Origin of the sequence: Pantoea sp. USMM079 (genome assembly GCF_037153115.1) — a bacterium.
Lineage (GTDB): Bacteria > Pseudomonadota > Gammaproteobacteria > Enterobacterales > Enterobacteriaceae > Pantoea > Pantoea communis.
On record NZ_JBBCKX010000008.1, the window covers coordinates 20,227 to 41,237 of the forward strand.

Consider the following 21,011-nt stretch of genomic DNA (forward strand, 5'->3'; position numbering starts at 1 on the left):
TTGAGCTCCCTATAAGCCTGGTCTCGTAATCATCCCCTGACTGGCGCACTAAATTAAGCGACGCGCGGCTTCTACAACAATTTTCACCGCATCGCTTTCGGTCTGTTTCATGGTCGCGGCATCCGGGATCTCTTTTTGCGTACGGTTAACGATAACACCCGCCACCATGCCCGCTCGCAGCCCCTGACTGGCGCACATGGTTAACAGTGTAGCGGATTCCATCTCATAGTTAAGAACCCCCATTTGCTGCCACTCTTGCATTGAGCCCTGGAAGCGATTCACCACACGTCCTGAGAACGTGTCGTAACGTTCCTGCCCCGGATAGAAGGTGTCAGATGAAGCGGTGATACCAATGTGCGTTTTGGCACCGCAGGCTTCTGCTGCGGCCACCAGCGCGGTGGTGCAGGTGAAATCGGCCACTGCCGGGAACTCCATCGGCGCAAAGTGCAGGCTGGCACCGTCAAGACGCACCGAAGCAGTAGTCACCAGCACGTCGCCTACATTGATATTCGGCTGGATCGCCCCGGTCGTGCCCACACGCAGGAAAGTGCGCACGCCGAGCTGCGCCAGTTCTTCCACGGCAATAGAGGTCGATGGACCGCCGATCCCGGTAGAACAGACCACCACCGGCTTGCCATCCACTTCCGCCAGGTAAGTGGTGAATTCACGGTGCGAAGCCAGATGCTGCGGATTATCCATCAGCGCAGCGATTTTTTTCACACGCTCCGGATCGCCGGGAACGATAGCCAGTGTGGCTCCTTTCAGATCGGCTTTAGTGATACCAAGGTGGAAAACGTCAGACTGGGCCATAACAGACTCCTGATAGATAAGGGATATGCGTGTCACTCTACGCCAGAGCGCCATATAAATATGTGATTTATTTCACCATCGACAATGAAACTTACATTATCAGAAAATTATTATGTGATTCACATCACACATTGCAGCTCGGCAATTCTGAATTGCTACAAGCGGTGCTGTGTAAGTTCGGGTGGCAGTGTTAATAGAGAAGAAGAACATAAGTACACATCCCTCTGAACCCTACGTCAGCCTTGCTCCCGAAGCAGGCTATAGTTACGTGATTGCGCATTTGCTAGCACGGAGAGAACCATGAAAACCGAAGACAATATGGCACAAAAATCAGTAGCCGGTGGCTTTGCCCCTGCCGTTCAGCCCATCGCCAGCAGCACCATCACCACCGTCAGTGACGCTATTCACACCGGTGAAACTTCTGTTCCCAGCCAGGGAGAAAACCTTCCGGCTTATTATGCTCGCCCCAAATCCTATGAAGGCAAACTACCGGTAATTCTGGTGGTGCAGGAGATTTTTGGCGTTCATGAACATATTAAAGATATCTGCCGTCGTCTGGCGCTGGAAGGCTATCTGGCGGTCGCACCTGAACTCTACTTCCGTGAAGGCGATCCCGGTGACTACAGTGATATCCCGACACTGTTCAAAGAACTGGTCAGCAAGGTGCCCGATTCTCAGGTGCTGTCCGATCTCGATCACGTTGCCAACTGGGCCGCACGCCACGATGGCGATATTCGTCGCATGGCCATCACGGGCTTCTGCTGGGGCGGACGCATCAGTTGGCTGTTCGCCGCGCACAATCCGCAGGTGCGGGCGGCAGCGGCCTGGTATGGTCGGTTAGAGGGTGAGAAAACCCTCAAACAACAAAAACATCCTATCGATGTAGCCGTCGATCTTAACGCACCGGTGCTCGGATTGTACGGCGGTCAGGATGAGAGCATCCCGTTAGAGACCATTGATAAGATGCGTCAGGCACTGCATGCCGCCAATGCCAAAGCGGAAATCGTGGTGTATCCGGAAGCGGGACACGCGTTTAATGCCGATTATCGCCCAAGCTACCATGCTGACTCAGCCGCTGATGGCTGGGTACGAATGTTGGCCTGGTTTAAGCAGTATGGCGTTGCACCCAACGCGTAATAACAAGGGGCGCTGCAAGGCGCCCCTGATTCTCACGATTAAGCCGATTCCGCGCGCAGCTTTTTCGCGGCGGTCACCATGTTCGCCAGCGCCTGCCGGGTTTCACTCCAGCCACGGGTTTTCAGACCGCAGTCCGGGTTGACCCACAAACGTGCGGGCGGAATGCTTTGCGCCGCTTTGTGCAGCAGATCTTCAATCCATTCGACGCTGGGTACGTTCGGGGAATGAATGTCATACACACCTGGCCCAATTTCGTTCGGGTATTCGAACGCTTTAAACGCATCCAGCAATTCCATATCCGAGCGTGAGGTTTCGATGGTAATCACGTCCGCGTCCAGTGCCGCTATCGATTCCATGATGTCATTGAACTCGCAATAACACATGTGCGTGTGGATCTGCGTTTCATCCTGCGCCACAGCCGCGTTGAGGCGGAAGGCATCCACTGCCCAGGTCAGGTACGCCGCCCAATCCGACTGGTGCAAGGGTAAGCCTTCGCGCAGCGCGGGTTCATCAATCTGGATGATCCCGATCCCGGCTTTTTCCAGGTCCTCCACTTCATCACGCAGCGCCAGTGCAATCTGTTTAGCAAGGGTTTCCCGCGTCACGTCTTCACGCGGGAACGACCAGCACAAAATCGTGACCGGGCCGGTGAGCATGCCTTTCACTGGCTTTTCAGTCAGCGATTGCGCGTACTTCGCCCACTCAACGGTAATCGGCTGCGGACGACTGACATCACCGATGATCACCGGCGGCTTCACACAGCGAGAGCCATAGCTTTGCACCCAGCCATTTTGCGTAAACACGAAGCCATCGAGGTTTTCGCCGAAGTATTCCACCATGTCATTACGCTCTGCTTCGCCGTGCACCAGCACATCCAGCCCGAGCCGTTCCTGTTCGGCAATCGCCTGCTTGATGTGCTCCGCGATGCCGGTGCGATAGTGGCCTCCATCGATATTGCCTTTTTTGAAGTCGAGTCGCAGGCCGCGAATTTCGGTGGTTTGCGGGAAGGATCCAATCGTGGTGGTCGGCCAGGCAGGCAGATTAAAGCGATGGCGCTGCGCTTTGGCGCGTTCGTCATAGTGGCTGACGCGCTCAACGTCTTTGGCCTGAATATTCGCCAGACGTGCGCCCACTGCGGCATTGTGCACGCGCGAAGAATGAGAACGGGCACGAATCGGCGCGCTCCACTCCGTCAGCGAGGCCGCATCGTTATTATTGAGCGCCTGGCTCAACAACCTCAGCTCAGCACACTTCTGTAAAGCAAAGGCAAACCAGCTTTTCACTTCCGCATCGAGCCGGGTTTCGACACTGAGATCGATCGGGCTGTGCAGCAGCGAGCAGGAGGAACCAATCCACAGATTTTCACGCTGCCCGACCAGCGGTTGCAGGCGATCGAACCAGCAGCTGAGCTCGGCACGCCAGACATTGCGGCCGTTGATCACCCCGACTGAGAGCAGCCAGTCGGCGGGGAGCTGTTGGTGGATATGCTGGATGTCATCTCTGCCATGCACCAGGTCAACGTGTAAACCTTGAACCGGTAGCGTCTTAATCACGTCGAGATTTTGACCGATGCTGTCAAAGTAGGTCGTCAGTAGCAGTTTTACATGACCTTGCAGCGCATCGTAGGCAGGCTTGAACGCATCACGCCATTCCTGTGGCAGCTCCAGCACCAGCGCGGGTTCATCGATCTGCACCCATTCAATACCGCGCTGATGCAGTTCAGCCAGCACTTGCTGATAGACCGGCAGTATCGCTTTCAGCAACGACAGGCGGTCAAACGGCTCACCTTTGACTTTGCCCAACCACAGGTAAGTGACCGGTCCCAGCAGCACCGGTTTGATCGGGTGACCCAGCGCCAATGCTTCGTCCACTTCTTCAAGGAGCTGTGTCCAGCTTAGTGAGAATTGCTGGCCCTGAGTGAATTCCGGCACCATATAGTGATAGTTGGTGTTGAACCATTTGGTCATTTCAGCGGCGGCGGCAGGATTGCCGCTGGGGGCACGGCCACGTCCCAGACGGAACAGCGTATCGAGATCGACCGATCCATCCTGGTTCCGATGGCGCGCCGGCACATTGCCCAGCATCAGGCTGGTGGTCAGCACATGATCATACCAGGCGAAATCGCCCACGGGCAGCAGATCCACCCCCGCGTCTTTCTGCTGTTGCCAGTGGCGAGCGCGCAGCTCGCGCCCCACGGCCAGCAGCGCTTCCTGTGAGCTGTTACCTGCCCAGTAGCTTTCCTGTGCTTTTTTCAGTTCACGACGCAGACCGACACGAGGGAAACCGAGCGTATGGTTCAGAATGGTCATTTAGTGATCTCCAGATATGCTTAACGGGTCGAGCCCGTTTACGTTCATCCAGCGAGTGACATTGCCGTCCGCTGAACGCCTGAACTGGACGAAAGTCATGTGGCGGTGGCGCTTGCTTGAGATGTTTAGCCGTCCAGATGTTTACACCGCCATAATCTGCGGGTACTGTATGTTCCTCAAGCGCAATTTGTTCAATCTCGATGTGAAGGACTCTCATGATCGAACTCAAACATCTGAGAACGCTGCAGGCGTTGCAAAATACCGGCTCGTTGGCCGCTGCCGCCGCTCAGCTTCATCAGACACAATCGGCGTTATCGCATCAGTTCAGCGATCTGGAACAGCGGCTGGGCTTTCGCCTGTTTGTGCGCAAGAGCCAGCCGTTGCGGTTTACGCCGCAGGGGGAAATCATGCTGCAGTTGGCCGAGCAGATTTTGCCGCAGATTCAGCAAGCGTTGCAGGCATGCCACGAGCCGCATCAGACCACGTTACGCATTGCCATTGAGTGCCACAGCTGCATTCAGTGGCTGACGCCAGCCCTCAATAATTTCCGCCAGAGCTGGCCGCAAGTGGTGGTCGATTTTAAATCGGGCGTGACTTTTGATCCCCAGCCCGCCCTGCAACAGGGCGAACTGGATGTGGTGTTGACCTCCGATATCCTGCCGCGCAGCGGTTTGTTCTATACGCCGATGTTTGATTTTGAGGTACGTCTGGTGCTGGCCCCGGACCATCCGCTGGCGAAGCTGGAACATATCTCACCGGAAGATTTGGCCGATGAGGTACTGATGATCTATCCGGTGCAGCGTCAGCGTCTCGATATCTGGCGTCATTTCCTGCAGCCTGCAGGCATCAGCCCGGCGCTGAAGAGTGTGGATAATACGCTGTTGCTGATTCAGATGGTGTCAGCACAGATGGGTATTGCGGCCCTTCCGCATTGGGTGGTGGAGAGTTTTGAAAAGCAGGGTCTGGTGGTGACCAAGACATTGGGTGAGGGTTTGTGGAGCCGTTTATATGCCGCCGTGCGCGATGGTGAGCAGCGTCAGCCGGTGTTAGAAGCCTTTGTACGCTTCGCCCGCCAGCACGCCTGTGACCATCTGCCGTTTGTACGTGATGCCGCTCGCCCGGGTTCATTGCAGTCAATTTCTTGATCATCCCACGGGCGACCTGTGTCGCCCGTGCTGTTATCCCTGCCCGGCCTGCTCTATAATGCGCCGCCTCAATCCGCGACCAAGAGAGTTTCACCATGACGAGTAACGATGTTCTGCGCAGCGTGCGCTATATGCTTGATTTAAGCGATAGCAAAGTGGTGGAGATTTTTGCCTTAGCGGGCAGTGAAGTGCCGCTGGAGGATGTGCAGGCGTGGATGAAGAAGGATGAGGATGCGGCGTTCCGTAAGTTGCCGGACGTGCTGATGGGCTATTTCCTCAACGGTTTGATTTTCTTCCGTCGCGGTAAGAGTGAAGATGCGCCCGCACCTTCAGTTGAACGCCGTATGAATAACAATATTTTCATCAAGAAGCTGCGTATCGCGTTTGCGCTGAAGACCACGGATATTCCGGTGGTGCTGGAGAAGGCAAACTTTAAGATTTCACAGGCTGAAGTCGGTGCGATTTTCCGCAATCCGGATCATAAAAACTACCGCGAGTGCGGTGACCAGATTCTACGTAACTTTTTGAAGGGATTGACGATGATGAATCGTCCGGGGCCAGTTAAGAAGGCGTAATTGCTGCGGGTTTTGTGCTCAGTCAGGGATAGCGTGGCAGATCGCAAAGGAAACCCACATCCCTGTGGGTCGGCTTCGCCATCCATGGCTCGGACGCTTTGCTCCTCTGCCACGCTATCCCTTCCCTTTAGCTTTAGGTGTCGCTTTTTCCCACCACCCAACGCTTGTGCACGTATAGTGAAGCGAAAATGACGATCGCCCCGGCAATAAAGCTCGGCCAGTGCGGTTTTTCCTGCCAGATCGCCAGATTCACCAGCAAGCCCGCCGGCACGTGCATGTTGTTCATGATGCCCAACGTACCGGCATCAACCTGCGTCGCACCGTAGTTCCACATAAAGTAGCCCAGCCCGGAAGCCGCCACGCCCAGCCAGACCAGAATACCCCATTGCAGGTTAGTGGTCGGCAGTTTGTTCGGATTACCCCACAGGCTCCACGCAATGATGGCGATGATCACCGCGCCAAGATAGAACCACGAGAAGGCCGTGTGTTGCGGCATTGGGCGGGTTTCCTGCAAGCGCTTGTAACCAACCATACCAATGGCGAAGCAGATGTTAGCCGCCTGAACCAGCAGCAAACCGAACCAGAAATGATCGCTGACTTTGTCATAGCGAATGATGGCCGCCCCGGCTACCGCCAACAGCGCGCTGAAGGCATAGCCGATTCGCAGCCGACGTCTGCTGAGCAAATCGTAAATCAGCGTGACGTAGAGCGGCGTCATCACGGTAAACAACAGGAATTCTGTCACGCTGAGGTAGGTATAAGCCTCAAAACTCAGCAGATACATGACGCCAAGTTGCAGCATCCCCACCAGCATATAAAGCAGGATGGTTGAGGCGCGATAGCCCTTCCAGCGCAGGAAGGGCAAAAAAACGAGCGCAGCCAACCCAAGGCGCATCAGTACAGAGAACCAGGAGTCAACCTGGCCCGCAAGGTATTCCCCTATCAAACTAAAGGAAAAAGCCCACAAAATGGTGGTAACGATCAGTAACAGCACGGTATTGATCCCAAAATGAACAGTGGCGCTAGTGTAAACAAACTGTCGTGGACGGGCTGAAATATCTGGTTGACGAGTGGTCAAATTAAAATCAAACAAATCGCCGTATCCCCGTCACTCATTGAGATAAGGTCCATTGCTGAAATCAGGTCGCTGGTTGCAGATGCAGTGAATCTGATTCGACACGGCAACGGATTCCCCTTACAAACCCAAAAGCCCCGACGCTTCATGCGCGAATACCAACATTTCCTGGTTTATATCGCTCTTTAATGTCATCAAACTGTAACAATTGTGTCACACATCACAGTAACGTGGCGCAACCATCACTATCCTTTGCGCGAAATGGAACTTTGGTTTTGTTGTTACGCCAGAGGGCTTTTGACCCAACCTGCTGGGAATTTATAAAAATATTGCGCCCTGGAGGGCCACCTTCATGTTAAGTATCTTCAAACCGGCACCGCATCAGCCGCAAGTCGCTGACGATCGTGTCGATCCGCTCTATCGTCGGCTACGCTGGCAAATCTTCATCGGCATTTTCTTTGGCTATGCCGCCTATTACCTGGTCCGTAAAAACTTTGCGCTGGCAATGCCCTATTTGGTTGAGCAGGGCTTTTCGCGTGGCGATCTTGGCTTTGCGCTGTCCGGAATCTCCATCGCCTACGGTTTTTCCAAGTTCATCATGGGTTCCGTCTCTGACCGTTCAAACCCGCGTGTCTTTTTACCTGCCGGACTGATTCTGGCCGCTGCGGTGATGCTGTTTATGGGCTTTGTACCCTGGGCCACCTCCAGCATCATGGTGATGTTTGTGCTGCTGTTCCTGTGCGGTTGGTTCCAGGGCATGGGCTGGCCACCGTGCGGTCGCACTATGGTGCACTGGTGGTCGCAGAAGGAACGCGGCGGGATTGTCTCAGTTTGGAACTGCGCCCATAACGTGGGTGGTGGTATTCCGCCCTTACTGTTTCTGCTGGGTATGGCATGGTTTAACGACTGGAAAGCCGCGCTCTACATGCCGGCGTTTGGTGCCATCCTCATCGCGATTATTGCCTTTGCCCTGATGCGCGATACGCCGCAGTCTTGTGGTTTGCCGCCGATTGAGGCGTACAAGAATGATTATCCGCCAGACTACAGCGAGGATCATGAGGAGGAGTTGACGGCGAAGCAGATTTTTATGCAGTACATCCTGCCTAATAAGCTGCTGTGGTATATCGCGCTGGCCAACGTGTTCGTTTACCTGCTGCGCTACGGCATTCTCGACTGGTCACCGACCTACCTGAAAGAGGTAAAGCATTTCACGCTGGATAAATCTTCGTGGGCTTACTTCTTCTATGAATATGCGGGCATTCCCGGCACCTTGCTGTGCGGCTGGATGTCGGACAAGGTGTTCAGAGGCAATCGTGGCGCCACCGGCGTGTTCTTTATGACGCTGGTAACCATCGCCACCGTGGTGTACTGGCTTAACCCGCCAGGCAATCCAGGTATCGATATGCTGTGCATGATCGTCATCGGCTTCCTGATCTACGGTCCGGTAATGTTAATTGGTCTGCATGCGCTGGAGTTAGCGCCGAAGAAAGCGGCTGGCACGGCAGCAGGCTTTACCGGTTTGTTTGGTTATCTCGGAGGATCGGTGGCAGCCAGTGCGATTGTCGGTTACACCGTGGATTACTTCGGCTGGGATGGCGGTTTCATGGTGATGATTGCGGGATCGGTGTTGGCGGTGATTTTGTTGCTGCTCACCATGGTCAGCGAGCATAAACATAAGAAACAGATGGCATAACAAAAGTGGGCCGGTATCACCGGCCCATTTTTTTAAGCAAGGAACAACTTGCGCAGCGTATGCGGCACCGCATCTTCAGCGTTGCTGCCAATCACTTCCAGCGTCGGCAAGGTATCTTTCAACCGCTGCTGCGCATTGCGCATAATGCAGCCTTTACCCGCCATGCTCAGCATTTCCACGTCATTCATGCCATCACCAAAAGCGATGCACTCTTTCAATGAGAAGCCAAGCTGCTTTGATACCGCCTCCAGCGCGTGACCTTTCGATACGCCACCCGCCATGACTTCCAGACAGGTCGGCAGTGAGAAGCTGACGTTAACGCGATCGCCCCAGCGCGCTTCGATCGCCAGCTCCAGCGGCACCAGACGTTCGGGATCGTCGCAGGTAAAGAACACCTTGCTGATGCCGTCGGTTTCAAGCATGCCCGGCTGATAAACCTGATAGTTAAACACCGACTCACGGAAGTAGTCCTGCTCCTCCGGGCGATGGCGGCTCATATACCACTCATCGTCACGATACACGTGCGTCAGGATATGTTCATCGTGGTACTGCAGACCGTAAAGCTCGCTGGCGATATCGGCGTCGAGGTTATGGCTAAACACCAGTTCACCGTCTGCGTTGTGCACGCGAGCCCCGTTGGAAGTAATCATGTACGCCGGAATGCCAAGGTTATCGCGCATCTGGCCTACGTCGATATAGTGGCGGCCGGTGGCGAAAACGAAGTGGACATCTTGCGCCACCAGTTCCTGCAGCGTGGTACGGGCAAAAGGCGTCAGGCGGTGTTCCGGTGAGAGCAGCGTGCCATCCAGGTCGGATGCGACGATGTGGTACATGTAAACCTCTGGTATTGATGTCGGAAAATGAGTTAAACGTGGCGCTCGAAAAAATCGACCACCAGGTTGAGCGCTTCAGCGCGCATGGCGTCTGTTTCAAACAAAATCTCGTGACGCGCACCTTGAATCACATACGGCACGGTGCCTTCGCAGGGATGTCCCGCGTCAGCCATCGCCGTACAAAAAATATCTTGCGAGCGGTTATCCACCACATCGTCTTCACTGGCCTGCAATACCAGGGAAGGCGTGGTGATTTTCGCCGCCTGGCTGATGATACTGCGTCCGGCATGCACGCCTTCGCGCACCCAATGATAGGTCGGGCCACCGACGCGCAGTCCCGGATCGTCCGCGTAAAAACGCAGGTTGCGCCGATAACGTTCCCGGCTGTGCGTCAGGCGATTAATGCCAAACGGGCTGGCGCGCCAGCGGCCGGTGCCAAGCGCATAGCGTTCACGAATCGCCGGCAGTTTTTCCGCCCAGTCCAAAATCGGGTGCGCCATCCAGTCAGGCAACGGCAGCACAATGCCAAACATCGGTGCCGAGAATACCGCCGCATGAAAAGCCTGCGGCTGACGCGCCAGAAACAGCGCTAAAATCGCGCCGCCCATCGAATGCGCCAGCACGTAGCGTTGCTGATAATGGTTGCTTACCATCTCTTTCAGATACAGCGTTTCTAAGTCGTCAACATAGTGGCTGAACTCCACCACATGGCCGCGATGCGAGTCCGCCAGCAAGCGATCGGAGCGGCCCTGCCCGCGATGGTCAATAATCACCACGTCATAGCCGCAGTGGAACAGATCGTAAGCCAGTTCCGGGTATTTGATATAGCTTTCGATGCGGCCAGGTACAATCAGGATGACACGGCGATGTTGCGGTGAGGTGAAACGAACATAGCGAATCATCAGGTTACCGACGCCGGTGAATTCGCACTCTTCACGACGACGCCAGAAGTCGAGCAGCGGACCGGTAGCAAAGGCGGAAAAGCCTTTCTCTCGCCCGAGCCAACGCTGTTTGTGATGCTGCATCCGTCCCCCTGAAAAAAAGCCTCATCGCGCGTCTGTACGCCATAGCGCACCGCGATATTCTGGCGTATTGTGTCACACTTCGTTCACTTCAGGGAATGTCACACATGACCATTGAATGGTGGTTAACCTACCTGTTGACCACAACTATCCTCAGCCTTTCACCCGGTTCCGGTGCCATTAACACCATGAGCACCGGCATCAGCCATGGCTATCGCGGCGCGGCGGCTTCCATTACTGGCTTACAGCTTGGCCTGGCGATTCACATTGTGCTGGTGGGTGCCGGTTTGGGCGCGCTATTTTCACAATCGATCATGGCGTTTGAAGTGCTGAAGTGGGCAGGCGCTGCATATCTGGTATGGCTGGGCATTCAGCAGTGGCGTTCCGCAGGCGGTATTGATCTGGATGCCGTGGCAAAAGCGATGCCGCGTCGTCGTCTGTTCAAACGCGCCATCCTGGTGAATCTCACCAACCCGAAAAGCATCGTGTTTCTCGCCGCACTGTTCCCGCAGTTTATTCAGCCACACCAGCCGCAGTTGATGCAGTATCTGGTGCTCGGTGTCACCACCATCGTGGTCGATATTATCGTGATGATTGGTTACGCCACGCTGGCAACCCGTATTGCGGGCTGGATTAAAGGGCCAAAACAGATGAAGCTGATGAACCGCACCTTCGGTGGCTTGTTTATGGCCGTCGGGGCCTTGCTGGCAAGTGCGCGCAGAATCGCGTAAGAGGCTTTAAAAAACCGCGGCACCGAGGTGATAACCGTCAGTGCCGCAGCTATTTCAAGGTAGTCAGTGCGCAAGTTCTAATGCACAGATGCTGAACGTAAAGCACGCGAGCACTGCCCGGTGGCGAAATGGCAAGTAAACCCGATTTAACGCGAGATAATCAGGTGGATGCCGAATCCGGCAAACAGCACACCCGCCATCCCATCGACCCACTTCGCCATACGCTGATACTTATCACGCATCCACGGTAGTGCAAAAATCGCCGCGACCAGCGTGAACCAGGCAAAGGTCTCACCGATAATCAGCAGGAATAACCCCCAACGCTCCATCGCGCCCACATCATTACCCACAAACAGCGAGAACACGCTGCCGAAATAGATAATCGCTTTCGGGTTCGACAGATTAGTCAGAAAACCTTTCAGGAAACTCATGCCTTTTTTTGGCAGCTCCACCACCGGCGCATCAACCTGCGGGGCTTTATGCTGCTGACGTGCCGAGCGCAGGAGTTGCCAACCCATCCACAGCAGGTACAAACCACCGCCCACCATGATGATTTCATGCAGCCAGGCCATTTTTTGCAGGATCAGATGCAAGCCCATCAGCGCCACACCGGCCCAGATTACGATTCCCAGCGTAATGCCCAACACGCCCATCATCGCCTCTTTGCGTGAACGGCTGGCCGCCGTTTGCGACACAAAGAAGAAGTCCGGGCCGGGACTCATCAGCGCAACCAAATGCACCAGCGCGACGGTGGCGAATAACATCAACATGGTTTCTTTCCTTTACTCTTCATCGACATGTTCTTTGATCATCACCAGGAACGGTTTACCAAAACGTTCCAGCTTGCGATGACCGACACCGTTCACGCTCAACATTTCTGACGCGGTAATCGGCATTTGCTCCGCCATCTCAATCAATGTGGCATCGTTAAACACCACATACGGCGGAATGTTGGATTCGTCGGCAATCGCCTTACGCAATTTACGCAGTTTGCCAAATAGCGTGCGATCGTAATTGCCACTGTGCACTTTTGGCGAACTGCTGCGGCTCTTCACCGTGACGATACGCGGCACCGCCAGCATCAGCGGCACTTCGGCACGCAGTACCGGGCGCGCTGCCTCCGTCAGCTGTAAAGCGGAGTGCATGGCGATATTTTGCGTCACCATACCAAGATGGATCAGCTGACGCAGCACGCTGACCCAATGCTCCTGGCTCTGCTCACGACCAATGCCGTACACCGGCAATTTGTCGTGCCCGTTATCGCGAACGCGGTGGTTAGTGGAACCGCGCAGCACGTCGACAATATAGCCCATACCGAAGCGCTGGCCGGTACGATAGATGCTGGAAAGCGCCTTCTGCGCCTCCACCAAACCATCATAGCGACGCGGAGGATCAAGGCAGATATCGCAGTTGCCGCACTGCTGCTGACGCCCTTCACCAAAGTAGTTGAGCAGCACTAAACGACGGCAGGTTTGCGCTTCGGCAAACGCGCCCATCGCATTGAGCTTGTGACGCTCAATATCCTGTAACGGGCCGGGCGCCTTCTCCTCCAGACATTTACGGAGCCACGCCATATCCGCCGGATCGTAAAGCATCATCGCTTCTGCGGGCAGGCCATCACGCCCGGCGCGGCCGGTTTCCTGATAGTAGGATTCGATATTGCGCGGAATATCGAAGTGCACCACGAAACGCACGTTAGGCTTGTTGATGCCCATACCAAATGCCACAGTGGCGACCACAATTTGCAAGTCATCACGCTGGAAGGCTTCCTGCACGTGCGCGCGCTGGGCGCTGTCGATACCGGCGTGATACGCGCCGACACTCAGCCCACGGCTTTGCAGACGCGCAGCCGTGTCTTCCACCTTGGCACGGCTGTTACAGTAAATAATGCCGCTCTTACCGCGCTGCTCTTGCACGTAGCGCAACAGCTGATCGGTGGGTTTGAATTTCTCCACCAGCGTGTAGCGAATATTCGGGCGGTCAAAGCTGCTGATTTGAATCAGCGGATCGTCCATCTGCAACAGATGAGCGATGTCATTACGCGTGGTTTCGTCAGCAGTTGCCGTCAGCGCCATCACCGGCAGATCCGGGAAACGCTGACGCAGTTGACCAATCGAGCCATATTCCGGGCGGAAATCATGGCCCCATTGCGAGATACAGTGCGCTTCATCCACCGCCAACATCACCGGATTCCACTGGTGCAGGCTGTCGAGGAAGTTATCCATCATCAGACGTTCAGGCGCGATATACAGCAGTTTCAGCTTGCCGGTACGGCAATCCGCAAAGACCTGTTGCTGCTGCTCACGCGTTTGCGTCGAGTTAAGACACGCCGCTGCCACGCCGTTGGCCAGCAATTGATCGACCTGATCTTTCATCAGTGAGATCAGCGGTGAAACCACCAGCGTCAACCCTTCGCGCACCAGCGCCGGGATTTGATAGCACAGCGATTTCCCGCCGCCGGTCGGCATCACCACCAGACAATCACGCCCGGCAAGAGCGGTTTCGATGATGGTTTGCTGACCGGGACGAAATTGCTGGTAGCCGAAGGTATCTTGTAATACCTGCTGCGCCAGCATTTCCTGATTAAGCACTGCCGATGTTGCCACGGTAATCCTGTTTTTCTGACTGGTTAGAACAGATCGTTAAGTGTTACGCCCACGCCAAAACGGGTCTGGCGGTGGTTATAGTCGATAAGCGATTCACCATACCCGCTGAACAGCTGGGTGTAAAAGCGCACATGTTCAGAGATAGGATAGCTCCAGGCGAAAGTCGCGCCGCCATAGCCGCTGTTCCAGTTGTAATTACCTTCCACGCTGAAAATACTTTCACCCATTTCATAACCGAGCTTGGCGCGATAGTAGCCCATGTACTTGGTGATGTCGGGGTTATCATCATTATTTTCATTTTCTGGAATGCGATACCAGGGTTTGATTTCCGCGAGGAAGTTACCGTTCTGCGCCATCAGGCGCGCATAGACGCGGTTCCAGCTGCGTGAAGTCGGATCACTACGTCCATTCGACTCGTGGTTAAGACCGGTTTCGATGTCGCGCAGAGTCCAGCCGGCAAAGGTGTAATCCGTTGCCCAGCCAAGGAAAATCTGCGGCTCATAGTTGGTTTCACGGAACGGCGATGAGGCTCCACGGTTAGAGAGCTGCCACCACGAGCGTTGCGTATAGGATGCGGCCAGCACCGAATTATCACCCAGAATGCCACGCCACAGCGGGAACGCCAGGCTGAGCTGGAATTTTACTTCATCGTTTTTTGCTTTGTCCGCCCAGTTGTACGAAGAGATCGCCTCTTTGTTCATGTCGCTGGTGTAGGTGTAGAGCAAATAGTTGTTTTCGTAAGGATAGAGCACGAACGGGTTATCGTGTTTCTCCAACAGGTTCGCAATAATACTGCCCTTCACTGCCGGGGCGTCATGCACCTCTTTTATGGTGGCTTCATCAGCCTGTGCCAGCGCAGGTATCATCAAAGCTGCGGTCAGCAACGCGTATAGCTTACGCATAACATTCTCCAGGGAACTACGTGTTGTCATTATTAGGCCCATGTTCAAAAAGCACGCCATTCTACACGCAAAGAGACAGGTTGATCAGTGCCGATTTCTGAAACTGGAAAGCCGCGCGAACGCGGCATAATATACACAACTCTTTAACATCTTAAGGCAGAAAACATGTCATCCCCGTTGCTGTCACAGCAGGAAGCTCGCCGCCTGATTGGCGAAATCTTTGTTTATCACATGCCCTTCAACCAGGCGCTGGGTTTAGAGCTGGATCGACTCGAAGCGGATTACGCCGAGTTGGGCTTTGCCAACAAAACCATGCTGGTCGGCAATGCGGCGCAGCAGATTTTGCACGGCGGCGTGATTGCCTCAGTACTGGATGTCGCCGCCGGTCTGGTGTGCGTCAGTCATGCACTGTCGCGTCAGGAAAGCATCAGCGAAGAGGAACTGCGTCAGCGTCTGTCGCGCATGGGCACTATCGATATGCGCGTTGATTATTTACGTCCCGGACGCGGCGATCGCTTTATCGCCACCAGCAGCCTGCTGCGCGCCGGCAATAAAGTGGCGGTAGCGCGAGTGGAACTGCACAACCAGCAGGGCGATTATATCGCCACAGCAACCGCCACCTATTTGATTGGCTAGTTACCTTTTTTGGAAAGCATGATGGATACGCAACAAACGCGTCAGGGCATTGGCTATGCGCTCGGCGCTTATTTTATCTGGGGCATTGCGCCAGCCTACTTCAAGCTGGTGAAAGAAGTCCCGCCAACAGAAATCATGACGCATCGCGTGATTTGGTCGGCACTGTTTATGCTGGTACTGATTACCCTGAGCCACAGCTGGCAGCAGGTGCGCACGGTGCTCGCTCAGCCAAAGAAAGTGCTGTTGCTGGCCGTCACTGCCGTCACCATTGGCGGCAACTGGCTGCTGTTTATCTGGGCAGTGAATAATCAGCACATGTTGGAAGCCAGCCTCGGCTACTTTATCAACCCGCTAATCAACGTAGTGTTTGGCATGCTGTTCCTGCGCGAGCGCTTCCGCCGCTTGCAGTGGCTGGCGGTGTTGCTGGCAACGATTGGCGTACTGGTGCAGCTGTGGCAATTTGGCTCGCTGCCGATTATTGGCCTGGGACTGGCGCTAAGTTTTGCCGTCTATGGTTTGCTGAGGAAAAAAATTCAGGTGGATGCGCAGAGCGGCATGCTGATCGAGACCGCATGGTTATTCCCGCTGGCGGCCATCTACTTGTTTGGCTTTGCTGACAGCGCCACCAGCCACCTCAGCGCCAATCCAATGAGCCTCAATTTCAAGCTGATCGCGGCGGGCATCGTCACCACGATTCCGCTGATGCTGTTTGCCGCCGCCTGTGCGCGTCTGCGTTTGTCGACCGTGGGCTTTTTCCAATACCTCGGTCCCACGTTGATGTTCCTTTTGGCCGTGCTGTTCTACGGCGAGAGCCTGACGCCGGACAAGATGGTCACCTTCGGCTTTATCTGGCTGGCGCTCGCCGTGTTTATCGTTGATGCCGTCGCGTTTTCAGCTCGCACCCGCGTGCGCGTAACGTGAGATAAAGCGTGCGATAGCCGGGCCGGTCAGCAGGATGGTGAACAGGCGTAATGTCTGCAATGCCATCACAAACGCGATATCGACCCGGCTGCCCGCCGCAATAATCGCCACGGTATCCAGCCCGCCCGGGCTGGTTGCCAGATACGCCGTCATCAGATCGACGTGCAACACCTGCGTCAGCATCCACGCCAATCCACCACACAGCAACATCAAGCCGAAAATCGACACCAGCATTTGCGGAAGGGTGCGCAGCGCCAGCAGGAAGATCGGGCGCGTAAAGCGCAAACCCACGCTCCAGCCAATCAACGCATAGGCCAGCGCCAGCAACCACTCCGGCACCTGCAAAGTGGCGACATCGGTGCCGTGGAGCGTCGCACCAATCAGCGCGGGCAGCAGCAGCGCACCCGAAGGGATACGCAGTTTTTGTCCCAGCCAGGCACCCGCGAACATCACCACCAATGTCAGAATGAAGCTGCTTTGTAAGGCAGGGAACCATACCAGCTCCAATGCACCACCGTTGGTGCCCAGCCCAATGCGCGCCACCACTGCCGCTGCAGTCGCCACAAACAGCACGCGCAGATACTGCATAAACGCCACTAAGCGCACGTCCGCACCGAAATCACCGGCCATCGCCACCATCGCAGAAGCGCCGCCGGGAGACGATCCCCACGCACCGGTTGGCCCTGGAAGGTTGCTAAAGCGCACCAGTAGAAAACCTGACAAACCGCTGGCCGCCAGCGTAAGCACCAACACCGCCAGCACCACCGGCCAATCCGCTAACAGCGGTGAGAGAATAGCCGGTGAGAGTGTTTGCCCGATCATGCAACCCAACACCGCTTGTGCGAGCACAAACAAACGTTTGTCGATGCGTACGGTCGCGCCAGAAAGGCCCATGACGGTTCCGACGATCATCGGACCTAAAAGCAGTGCAGCAGGAAGGTGAAACAGCTGGAGAATGATCCCCAGTACTAACGAAGCAATCAGCAGAATGGTCCACTGCTGTCGCAAAGAAAAACGCGCCATAGGGTGGAAATCAGAAAGTGAGAAGTGACAACAGCCTACGCAGAATTGTGATGCAGCGCCAGTTTAAAGGGCCGCAAATGCGGCCCCGAAAGGGTTACAACCAGTTTTTCCGTTTGAAATAGAGGTACGGCGCCAGACCGGCAAGGATCATCAGCGTAATCGCGCCAGGATAACCAAAACTCCATTTCAGCTCAGGCATAAACTCGAAGTTCATCCCGTAGCTGGATGCCACTAGCGTGGGTGGCAGGAACACCACCGACACCACTGAGAAGATCTTAATGATGCGGTTCTGCTCGATGTTGATAAAGCCCATCGCCGCCTGCATCAGGAAGTTGACCTTCTGGAACAGCGATTCGTTATGCGGCAGCAGGGATTCGATATCGCGCAGGATTTCACGCGCCTGCTCCAGCTGATTGCCTGGCAGACGGGCTTTACGCACCAGGAAGTTAAGCGCGCGTTGGGTATCCATCAGACACAAACGCACTTTCCAGCCGATATCCTCCAGCTCCGCCAGACGCGACAGCGCCTGATCGTACTCTTCGCCCTGTTGCCCTTCCATGATCACGCGGCTGAGTTTTTCCAGCGCGCTGTAGATGTTCTCGATCTCATCCGCCAGCTGTTCGATTTTCGTCTCAAACAGATCCAGCAACAGCTCGTAGGCGTTGCCATCGGTCAGCGTCTGGTTGCGCGCACGCATACGATACAGACGAAAAGCCGGCAGTTCGCGCTCGCGTAATGTATAGAGGCGATCTTCACGGATGGTGAATGCCACGGTGGAGTTGCCAGCGTGGTCTTCCGCATCTTCAAAGAAGAAGAAGGAGTGAATGTGCAGACCATCTTCATCTTCGAAGAAACGTGCGGAGGCCTCGATGTCTTCCAGCTCCGGACGCGTCGCCAGGCTTTGACCCAGCTCGGATTGCACACGATCACGCTCAGTGTCGTCGGGCTCGATGAGATCGACCCACACCGAGGTGTTGAGTGTGTCGTTGTTATCTTCCAGTTCGATGCGCGTCAGGCGATCGCGTTCGAGTTTAAAAGCGCTCAGCATAGCAATACTCCCCATTGCAGACTTAATGGGACAAGGCGGCACACCGTGATGCCGAAGGCAAAACGGGCACGGCAAAGCCTGAACGCGGAAACTTTCGCTTCAAGGGTAAATCAGTGCTGACTCGTGCGACGAGAGTGTAAAGGGAGGTCGCTGATAACCGCTAAGGCTACCCGCGTATAGAGGTAGCCTTAGATGTTATTCCTGTTAAACAGGCGGTTGAGCCAGCATCGACTGGGCGCGTCCAAGGCATTGTCCTCTCATGATAATAGTGCGCGCATGTTACGCTGAGACGAAAAAGTCGTCAAGGTAACGCAACGGCGCTACACCGTTTCCAGACGCGCGTACGCCGCCACCAGCCACTTGATGCCCTGGCCCTGAAATGCCACCTGCAAGCGGCTGTGTTCACCGCTGCCTTCGAGGTTGATGATGGTGCCTTCACCGAATTTGGCATGGCGTACACGCTGGCCCAGCGCGAAACCACTGTCGTTTTCCGTGATCGGCGTGCCCATGCGTTGATGGCTCACCGGACGGCTGACGCTGGCGCGCAGACGCACTTCCTCGACGCACTCTTCCGGCAATTCGCCGATGAAACGCGATGGACGGTGATACACTTCTTTACCATAAAGGCGGCGAGTTTCGGCGTAGGTCAGCGTGAGCTTCTCCATCGCGCGCGTGACGCCAACGTAGGCAAGACGACGCTCCTCTTCAAGACGTCCGCCTTCATCCAGCGACATCTGGCTTGGGAACATGCCCTCTTCCATACCCACGATAAATACCTGAGTGAACTCAAGACCTTTCGCCGAGTGCATGGTCATCAGCTGTACCGCATCCTGCCATTTGTCGGCCTGACCTTCACCGGCCTCCAGCGCCGCATGTGACAGAAACGCCTGCAGCGGCATCAGATCTTCGTCCTCGTCCTGATAGCTGAACTGACGCGTTGCCGTCACCAGCTCCTCTAAGTTTTCGATACGTGCCTGGCCTTTTTCGCCCTTTTCCTGCTCGTACATGATCCACAGGCCGGAATCCTTGATCACGCGATCGGTCTGCACGTGCAGTGGCATATCGGCGGTTTCCGTGGCCAGCGAATCCACCAGCTCGCAGAAGCGCTGCAGCGCGGAAGCCGCACGTCCCGCCAGGGCTTTGTTTTGCAGCAGTTCACGCGTCGCTTGCCACAGCGTTAATTGCTGTTCGCGCGCGGTCTGGCGCACCACATCCAATGTGCGATCGCCCACGCCGCGCACTGGCGTGTTCACCACGCGCTCAAACGCGGCATCGTCATTGCGGTTCGCCATCAGGCGCAGATACGCCAGCGCATCTTTGATCTCCTGGCGTTCGAAGAAGCGCATGCCGCCGTAAATACGGTACGGCATGCTGCCTTGCAACAGCGCCTCCTCCAGCACGCGCGACTGGGCGTTGCTGCGGTAGAGAATGGCGCAATCCTGCAGCGCATTGCCGTTCTCATGCCAGGTTTTGATACGGTTTACCACGAAGCGCGCTTCGTCTAATTCATTAAACGCGCAGTAGAGGGATATCTTTTCGCCGTCACTGCCATCGGTCCACAGCTCTTTACCGAGGCGACCATTGTTATTGGCGATCAGCGTGTTGGCCGCTTTCAGGATGTTATTGGTCGAGCGGTAGTTTTGCTCCAGGCGAATGGTTTCCGCGCCAGGGAAATCCTGCAGGAAGCGCTGGATGTTCTCGACCTGCGCGCCACGCCAGCCGTAAATCGACTGATCGTCATCCCCGACGATAATCACACGACCGGTATCGCCCGCCAGCATGCGGATCCACGCGTACTGGATGTTGTTCGTATCCTGGAATTCGTCCACCAGCACGTTGCTAAAACGCTCGCGGTAATGATTCAGGATATGCGGCTTGTTCAGCCACAGCTCATGCGCACGCAGCAGCAGTTCGGCAAAATCCACTAAGCCCGCGCGATCGCAAGCCTCCTGATAAGCCTGATAGATGCGCAGCCAGGTTTGTTCAATCGGATTACCGTAGCTTTCGATATGCTTAGGACGCAGCCCTTCATCTTTTTTGCCGTTGATGTACCACATGCCCTGGCGTGCAGGCCACTGCTTCTCATCAAGGTTCATGGCTTTGATCAGACGCTTGAGCAGGCGCAGCTGATCGTCGCTATCAAGAATCTGGAAATCCTGCGGCAGATTGGCATCAAGATGATGGGCACGCAGTAAACGGTGCGCCAGTCCGTGGAAGGTGCCAATCCACATACCGCCCTGACTGGTGCCGATCAGTTGATCAATACGATGGCGCATTTCAGCCGCCGCTTTGTTGGTAAAGGTCACCGCCATGATCGAGTAAGGCGAACAATTCTCTACCGACAGCAGCCAGGCAATGCGATGCACCAGCACGCGCGTTTTGCCACTGCCTGCCCCGGCCAGCACCAGCAGATTGCTGCGCGGCGCGGCGACCGCCTCGCGCTGTTTGTCATTCAAGCCGTTAAGCAGATCAGAAACGTCCATAAGCACCGTTTTGCCAAAATAATAAAAGGAGGATTGAGAAATGCGGTTTCTCAGCATTCAGT

18 protein-coding genes are annotated in these 21,011 nt (G+C 55.4%); 7 read left to right on the forward strand and 11 right to left on the reverse strand.

The window, feature by feature from the left end:
• Positions 1 to 48: 48 nt before the first annotated feature.
• A complete protein-coding gene (gene udp, locus WFP70_RS13265; protein ID WP_038643781.1) occupies positions 49 to 810 on the reverse strand; it encodes a uridine phosphorylase in 762 nt (253 codons plus the stop codon).
• 300 nt (positions 811 to 1,110) lie between these two features.
• On the opposite strand from udp, the gene WFP70_RS13270 reads away from it, so the two are divergent.
• Positions 1,111 to 1,947, forward strand: coding sequence for a dienelactone hydrolase family protein (locus tag WFP70_RS13270; protein ID WP_211728840.1), 837 nt, complete (start codon positions 1,111 to 1,113; stop codon positions 1,945 to 1,947).
• 38 nt (positions 1,948 to 1,985) lie between these two features.
• On the opposite strand, the gene metE is transcribed toward WFP70_RS13270, so the two are convergent.
• Complete coding sequence (metE, locus tag WFP70_RS13275) at positions 1,986 to 4,256, reverse strand: 5-methyltetrahydropteroyltriglutamate--homocysteine S-methyltransferase (RefSeq protein WP_337023614.1); 2,271 nt, start codon at positions 4,254 to 4,256, stop codon at positions 1,986 to 1,988.
• A gap of 215 nt (positions 4,257 to 4,471) precedes the next feature.
• Here metE and metR point away from each other — a divergent pair, with 215 nt between their 5' ends.
• Both metR and WFP70_RS13285 read left to right on the forward strand, forming a co-directional pair.
• Entirely contained in the window at positions 4,472 to 5,401 is a 930-nt protein-coding gene (gene metR / locus WFP70_RS13280) for an HTH-type transcriptional regulator MetR (protein WP_034827906.1), read from the forward strand.
• A 95-nt stretch (positions 5,402 to 5,496) separates the two neighbouring features.
• On the forward strand, positions 5,497 to 5,976 hold the full coding sequence (locus WFP70_RS13285) for a DUF1456 family protein (RefSeq protein ID WP_337023613.1): 480 nt from the start codon (positions 5,497 to 5,499) through the stop codon (positions 5,974 to 5,976).
• Between the two features lie 133 nt (positions 5,977 to 6,109).
• Here WFP70_RS13285 and WFP70_RS13290 read toward each other — a convergent pair whose 3' ends face one another.
• Positions 6,110 to 6,970, reverse strand: a complete 861-nt coding sequence (locus WFP70_RS13290) for a carboxylate/amino acid/amine transporter (RefSeq protein ID WP_337023612.1) — start codon at positions 6,968 to 6,970, stop codon at positions 6,110 to 6,112.
• Positions 6,971 to 7,403: 433 nt separating this feature from the next.
• On the opposite strand from WFP70_RS13290, the gene glpT reads away from it, so the two are divergent.
• The gene (gene glpT / locus WFP70_RS13295) at positions 7,404 to 8,744 is read left to right on the forward strand and encodes a glycerol-3-phosphate transporter (RefSeq protein WP_097118522.1); all 1,341 of its coding nucleotides are present in this window, start codon (positions 7,404 to 7,406) and stop codon (positions 8,742 to 8,744) included.
• A gap of 32 nt (positions 8,745 to 8,776) precedes the next feature.
• Here glpT and yigL read toward each other — a convergent pair whose 3' ends face one another.
• Entirely contained in the window at positions 8,777 to 9,577 is an 801-nt protein-coding gene (gene yigL / locus WFP70_RS13300) for a sugar/pyridoxal phosphate phosphatase YigL (RefSeq protein WP_034827894.1), read from the reverse strand.
• A 32-nt stretch (positions 9,578 to 9,609) separates the two neighbouring features.
• Positions 9,610 to 10,602 carry a lysophospholipase L2 gene (gene pldB / locus WFP70_RS13305; protein WP_337023611.1) on the reverse strand — a complete coding sequence of 331 codons (993 nt, stop codon included), beginning with the start codon at positions 10,600 to 10,602 and terminating at the stop codon, positions 9,610 to 9,612.
• 104 nt (positions 10,603 to 10,706) lie between these two features.
• Here pldB and rhtB point away from each other — a divergent pair, with 104 nt between their 5' ends.
• The gene (rhtB, locus tag WFP70_RS13310; protein ID WP_034827889.1) at positions 10,707 to 11,330 is read left to right on the forward strand and encodes a homoserine/homoserine lactone efflux protein; all 624 of its coding nucleotides are present in this window, start codon (positions 10,707 to 10,709) and stop codon (positions 11,328 to 11,330) included.
• A gap of 146 nt (positions 11,331 to 11,476) precedes the next feature.
• On the opposite strand, the gene rhtC is transcribed toward rhtB, so the two are convergent.
• From rhtC to pldA, 3 genes are read right to left on the reverse strand one after another with little or no spacing between them, the layout of a single operon-like run.
• On the reverse strand, positions 11,477 to 12,100 hold the full coding sequence (gene rhtC / locus WFP70_RS13315) for a threonine export protein RhtC (RefSeq protein WP_034827887.1): 624 nt from the start codon (positions 12,098 to 12,100) through the stop codon (positions 11,477 to 11,479).
• Positions 12,101 to 12,112: 12 nt separating this feature from the next.
• The gene (recQ, locus tag WFP70_RS13320; protein WP_058960360.1) at positions 12,113 to 13,936 is read right to left on the reverse strand and encodes an ATP-dependent DNA helicase RecQ; all 1,824 of its coding nucleotides are present in this window, start codon (positions 13,934 to 13,936) and stop codon (positions 12,113 to 12,115) included.
• 23 nt (positions 13,937 to 13,959) lie between these two features.
• Positions 13,960 to 14,838, reverse strand: a complete 879-nt coding sequence (gene pldA, locus WFP70_RS13325; RefSeq protein WP_034827877.1) for a phospholipase A — start codon at positions 14,836 to 14,838, stop codon at positions 13,960 to 13,962.
• Between the two features lie 165 nt (positions 14,839 to 15,003).
• On the opposite strand from pldA, the gene WFP70_RS13330 reads away from it, so the two are divergent.
• Positions 15,004 to 15,474, forward strand: coding sequence for a thioesterase family protein (locus WFP70_RS13330; RefSeq protein ID WP_337023610.1), 471 nt, complete (start codon positions 15,004 to 15,006; stop codon positions 15,472 to 15,474).
• A gap of 21 nt (positions 15,475 to 15,495) precedes the next feature.
• The gene (gene rarD, locus WFP70_RS13335) at positions 15,496 to 16,395 is read left to right on the forward strand and encodes an EamA family transporter RarD (protein WP_337023624.1); all 900 of its coding nucleotides are present in this window, start codon (positions 15,496 to 15,498) and stop codon (positions 16,393 to 16,395) included.
• Here rarD and WFP70_RS13340 read toward each other — a convergent pair.
• The 3 genes from WFP70_RS13340 to uvrD all read right to left on the reverse strand — a co-directional run bounded on the left by WFP70_RS13340 (position 16,366) and on the right by uvrD (position 20,949).
• Complete coding sequence (locus WFP70_RS13340; RefSeq protein ID WP_337023609.1) at positions 16,366 to 17,418, reverse strand: AbrB family transcriptional regulator; 1,053 nt, start codon at positions 17,416 to 17,418, stop codon at positions 16,366 to 16,368. The genes rarD and WFP70_RS13340 overlap by 30 nt on opposite strands.
• A 94-nt stretch (positions 17,419 to 17,512) precedes the next feature.
• Positions 17,513 to 18,466, reverse strand: coding sequence for a magnesium/cobalt transporter CorA (gene corA, locus WFP70_RS13345; protein ID WP_034827871.1), 954 nt, complete (start codon positions 18,464 to 18,466; stop codon positions 17,513 to 17,515).
• Between the two features lie 320 nt (positions 18,467 to 18,786).
• Positions 18,787 to 20,949, reverse strand: coding sequence for a DNA helicase II (uvrD, locus tag WFP70_RS13350; protein ID WP_058960397.1), 2,163 nt, complete (start codon positions 20,947 to 20,949; stop codon positions 18,787 to 18,789).
• Between the last annotated feature and the right edge of the window lie 62 nt (positions 20,950 to 21,011).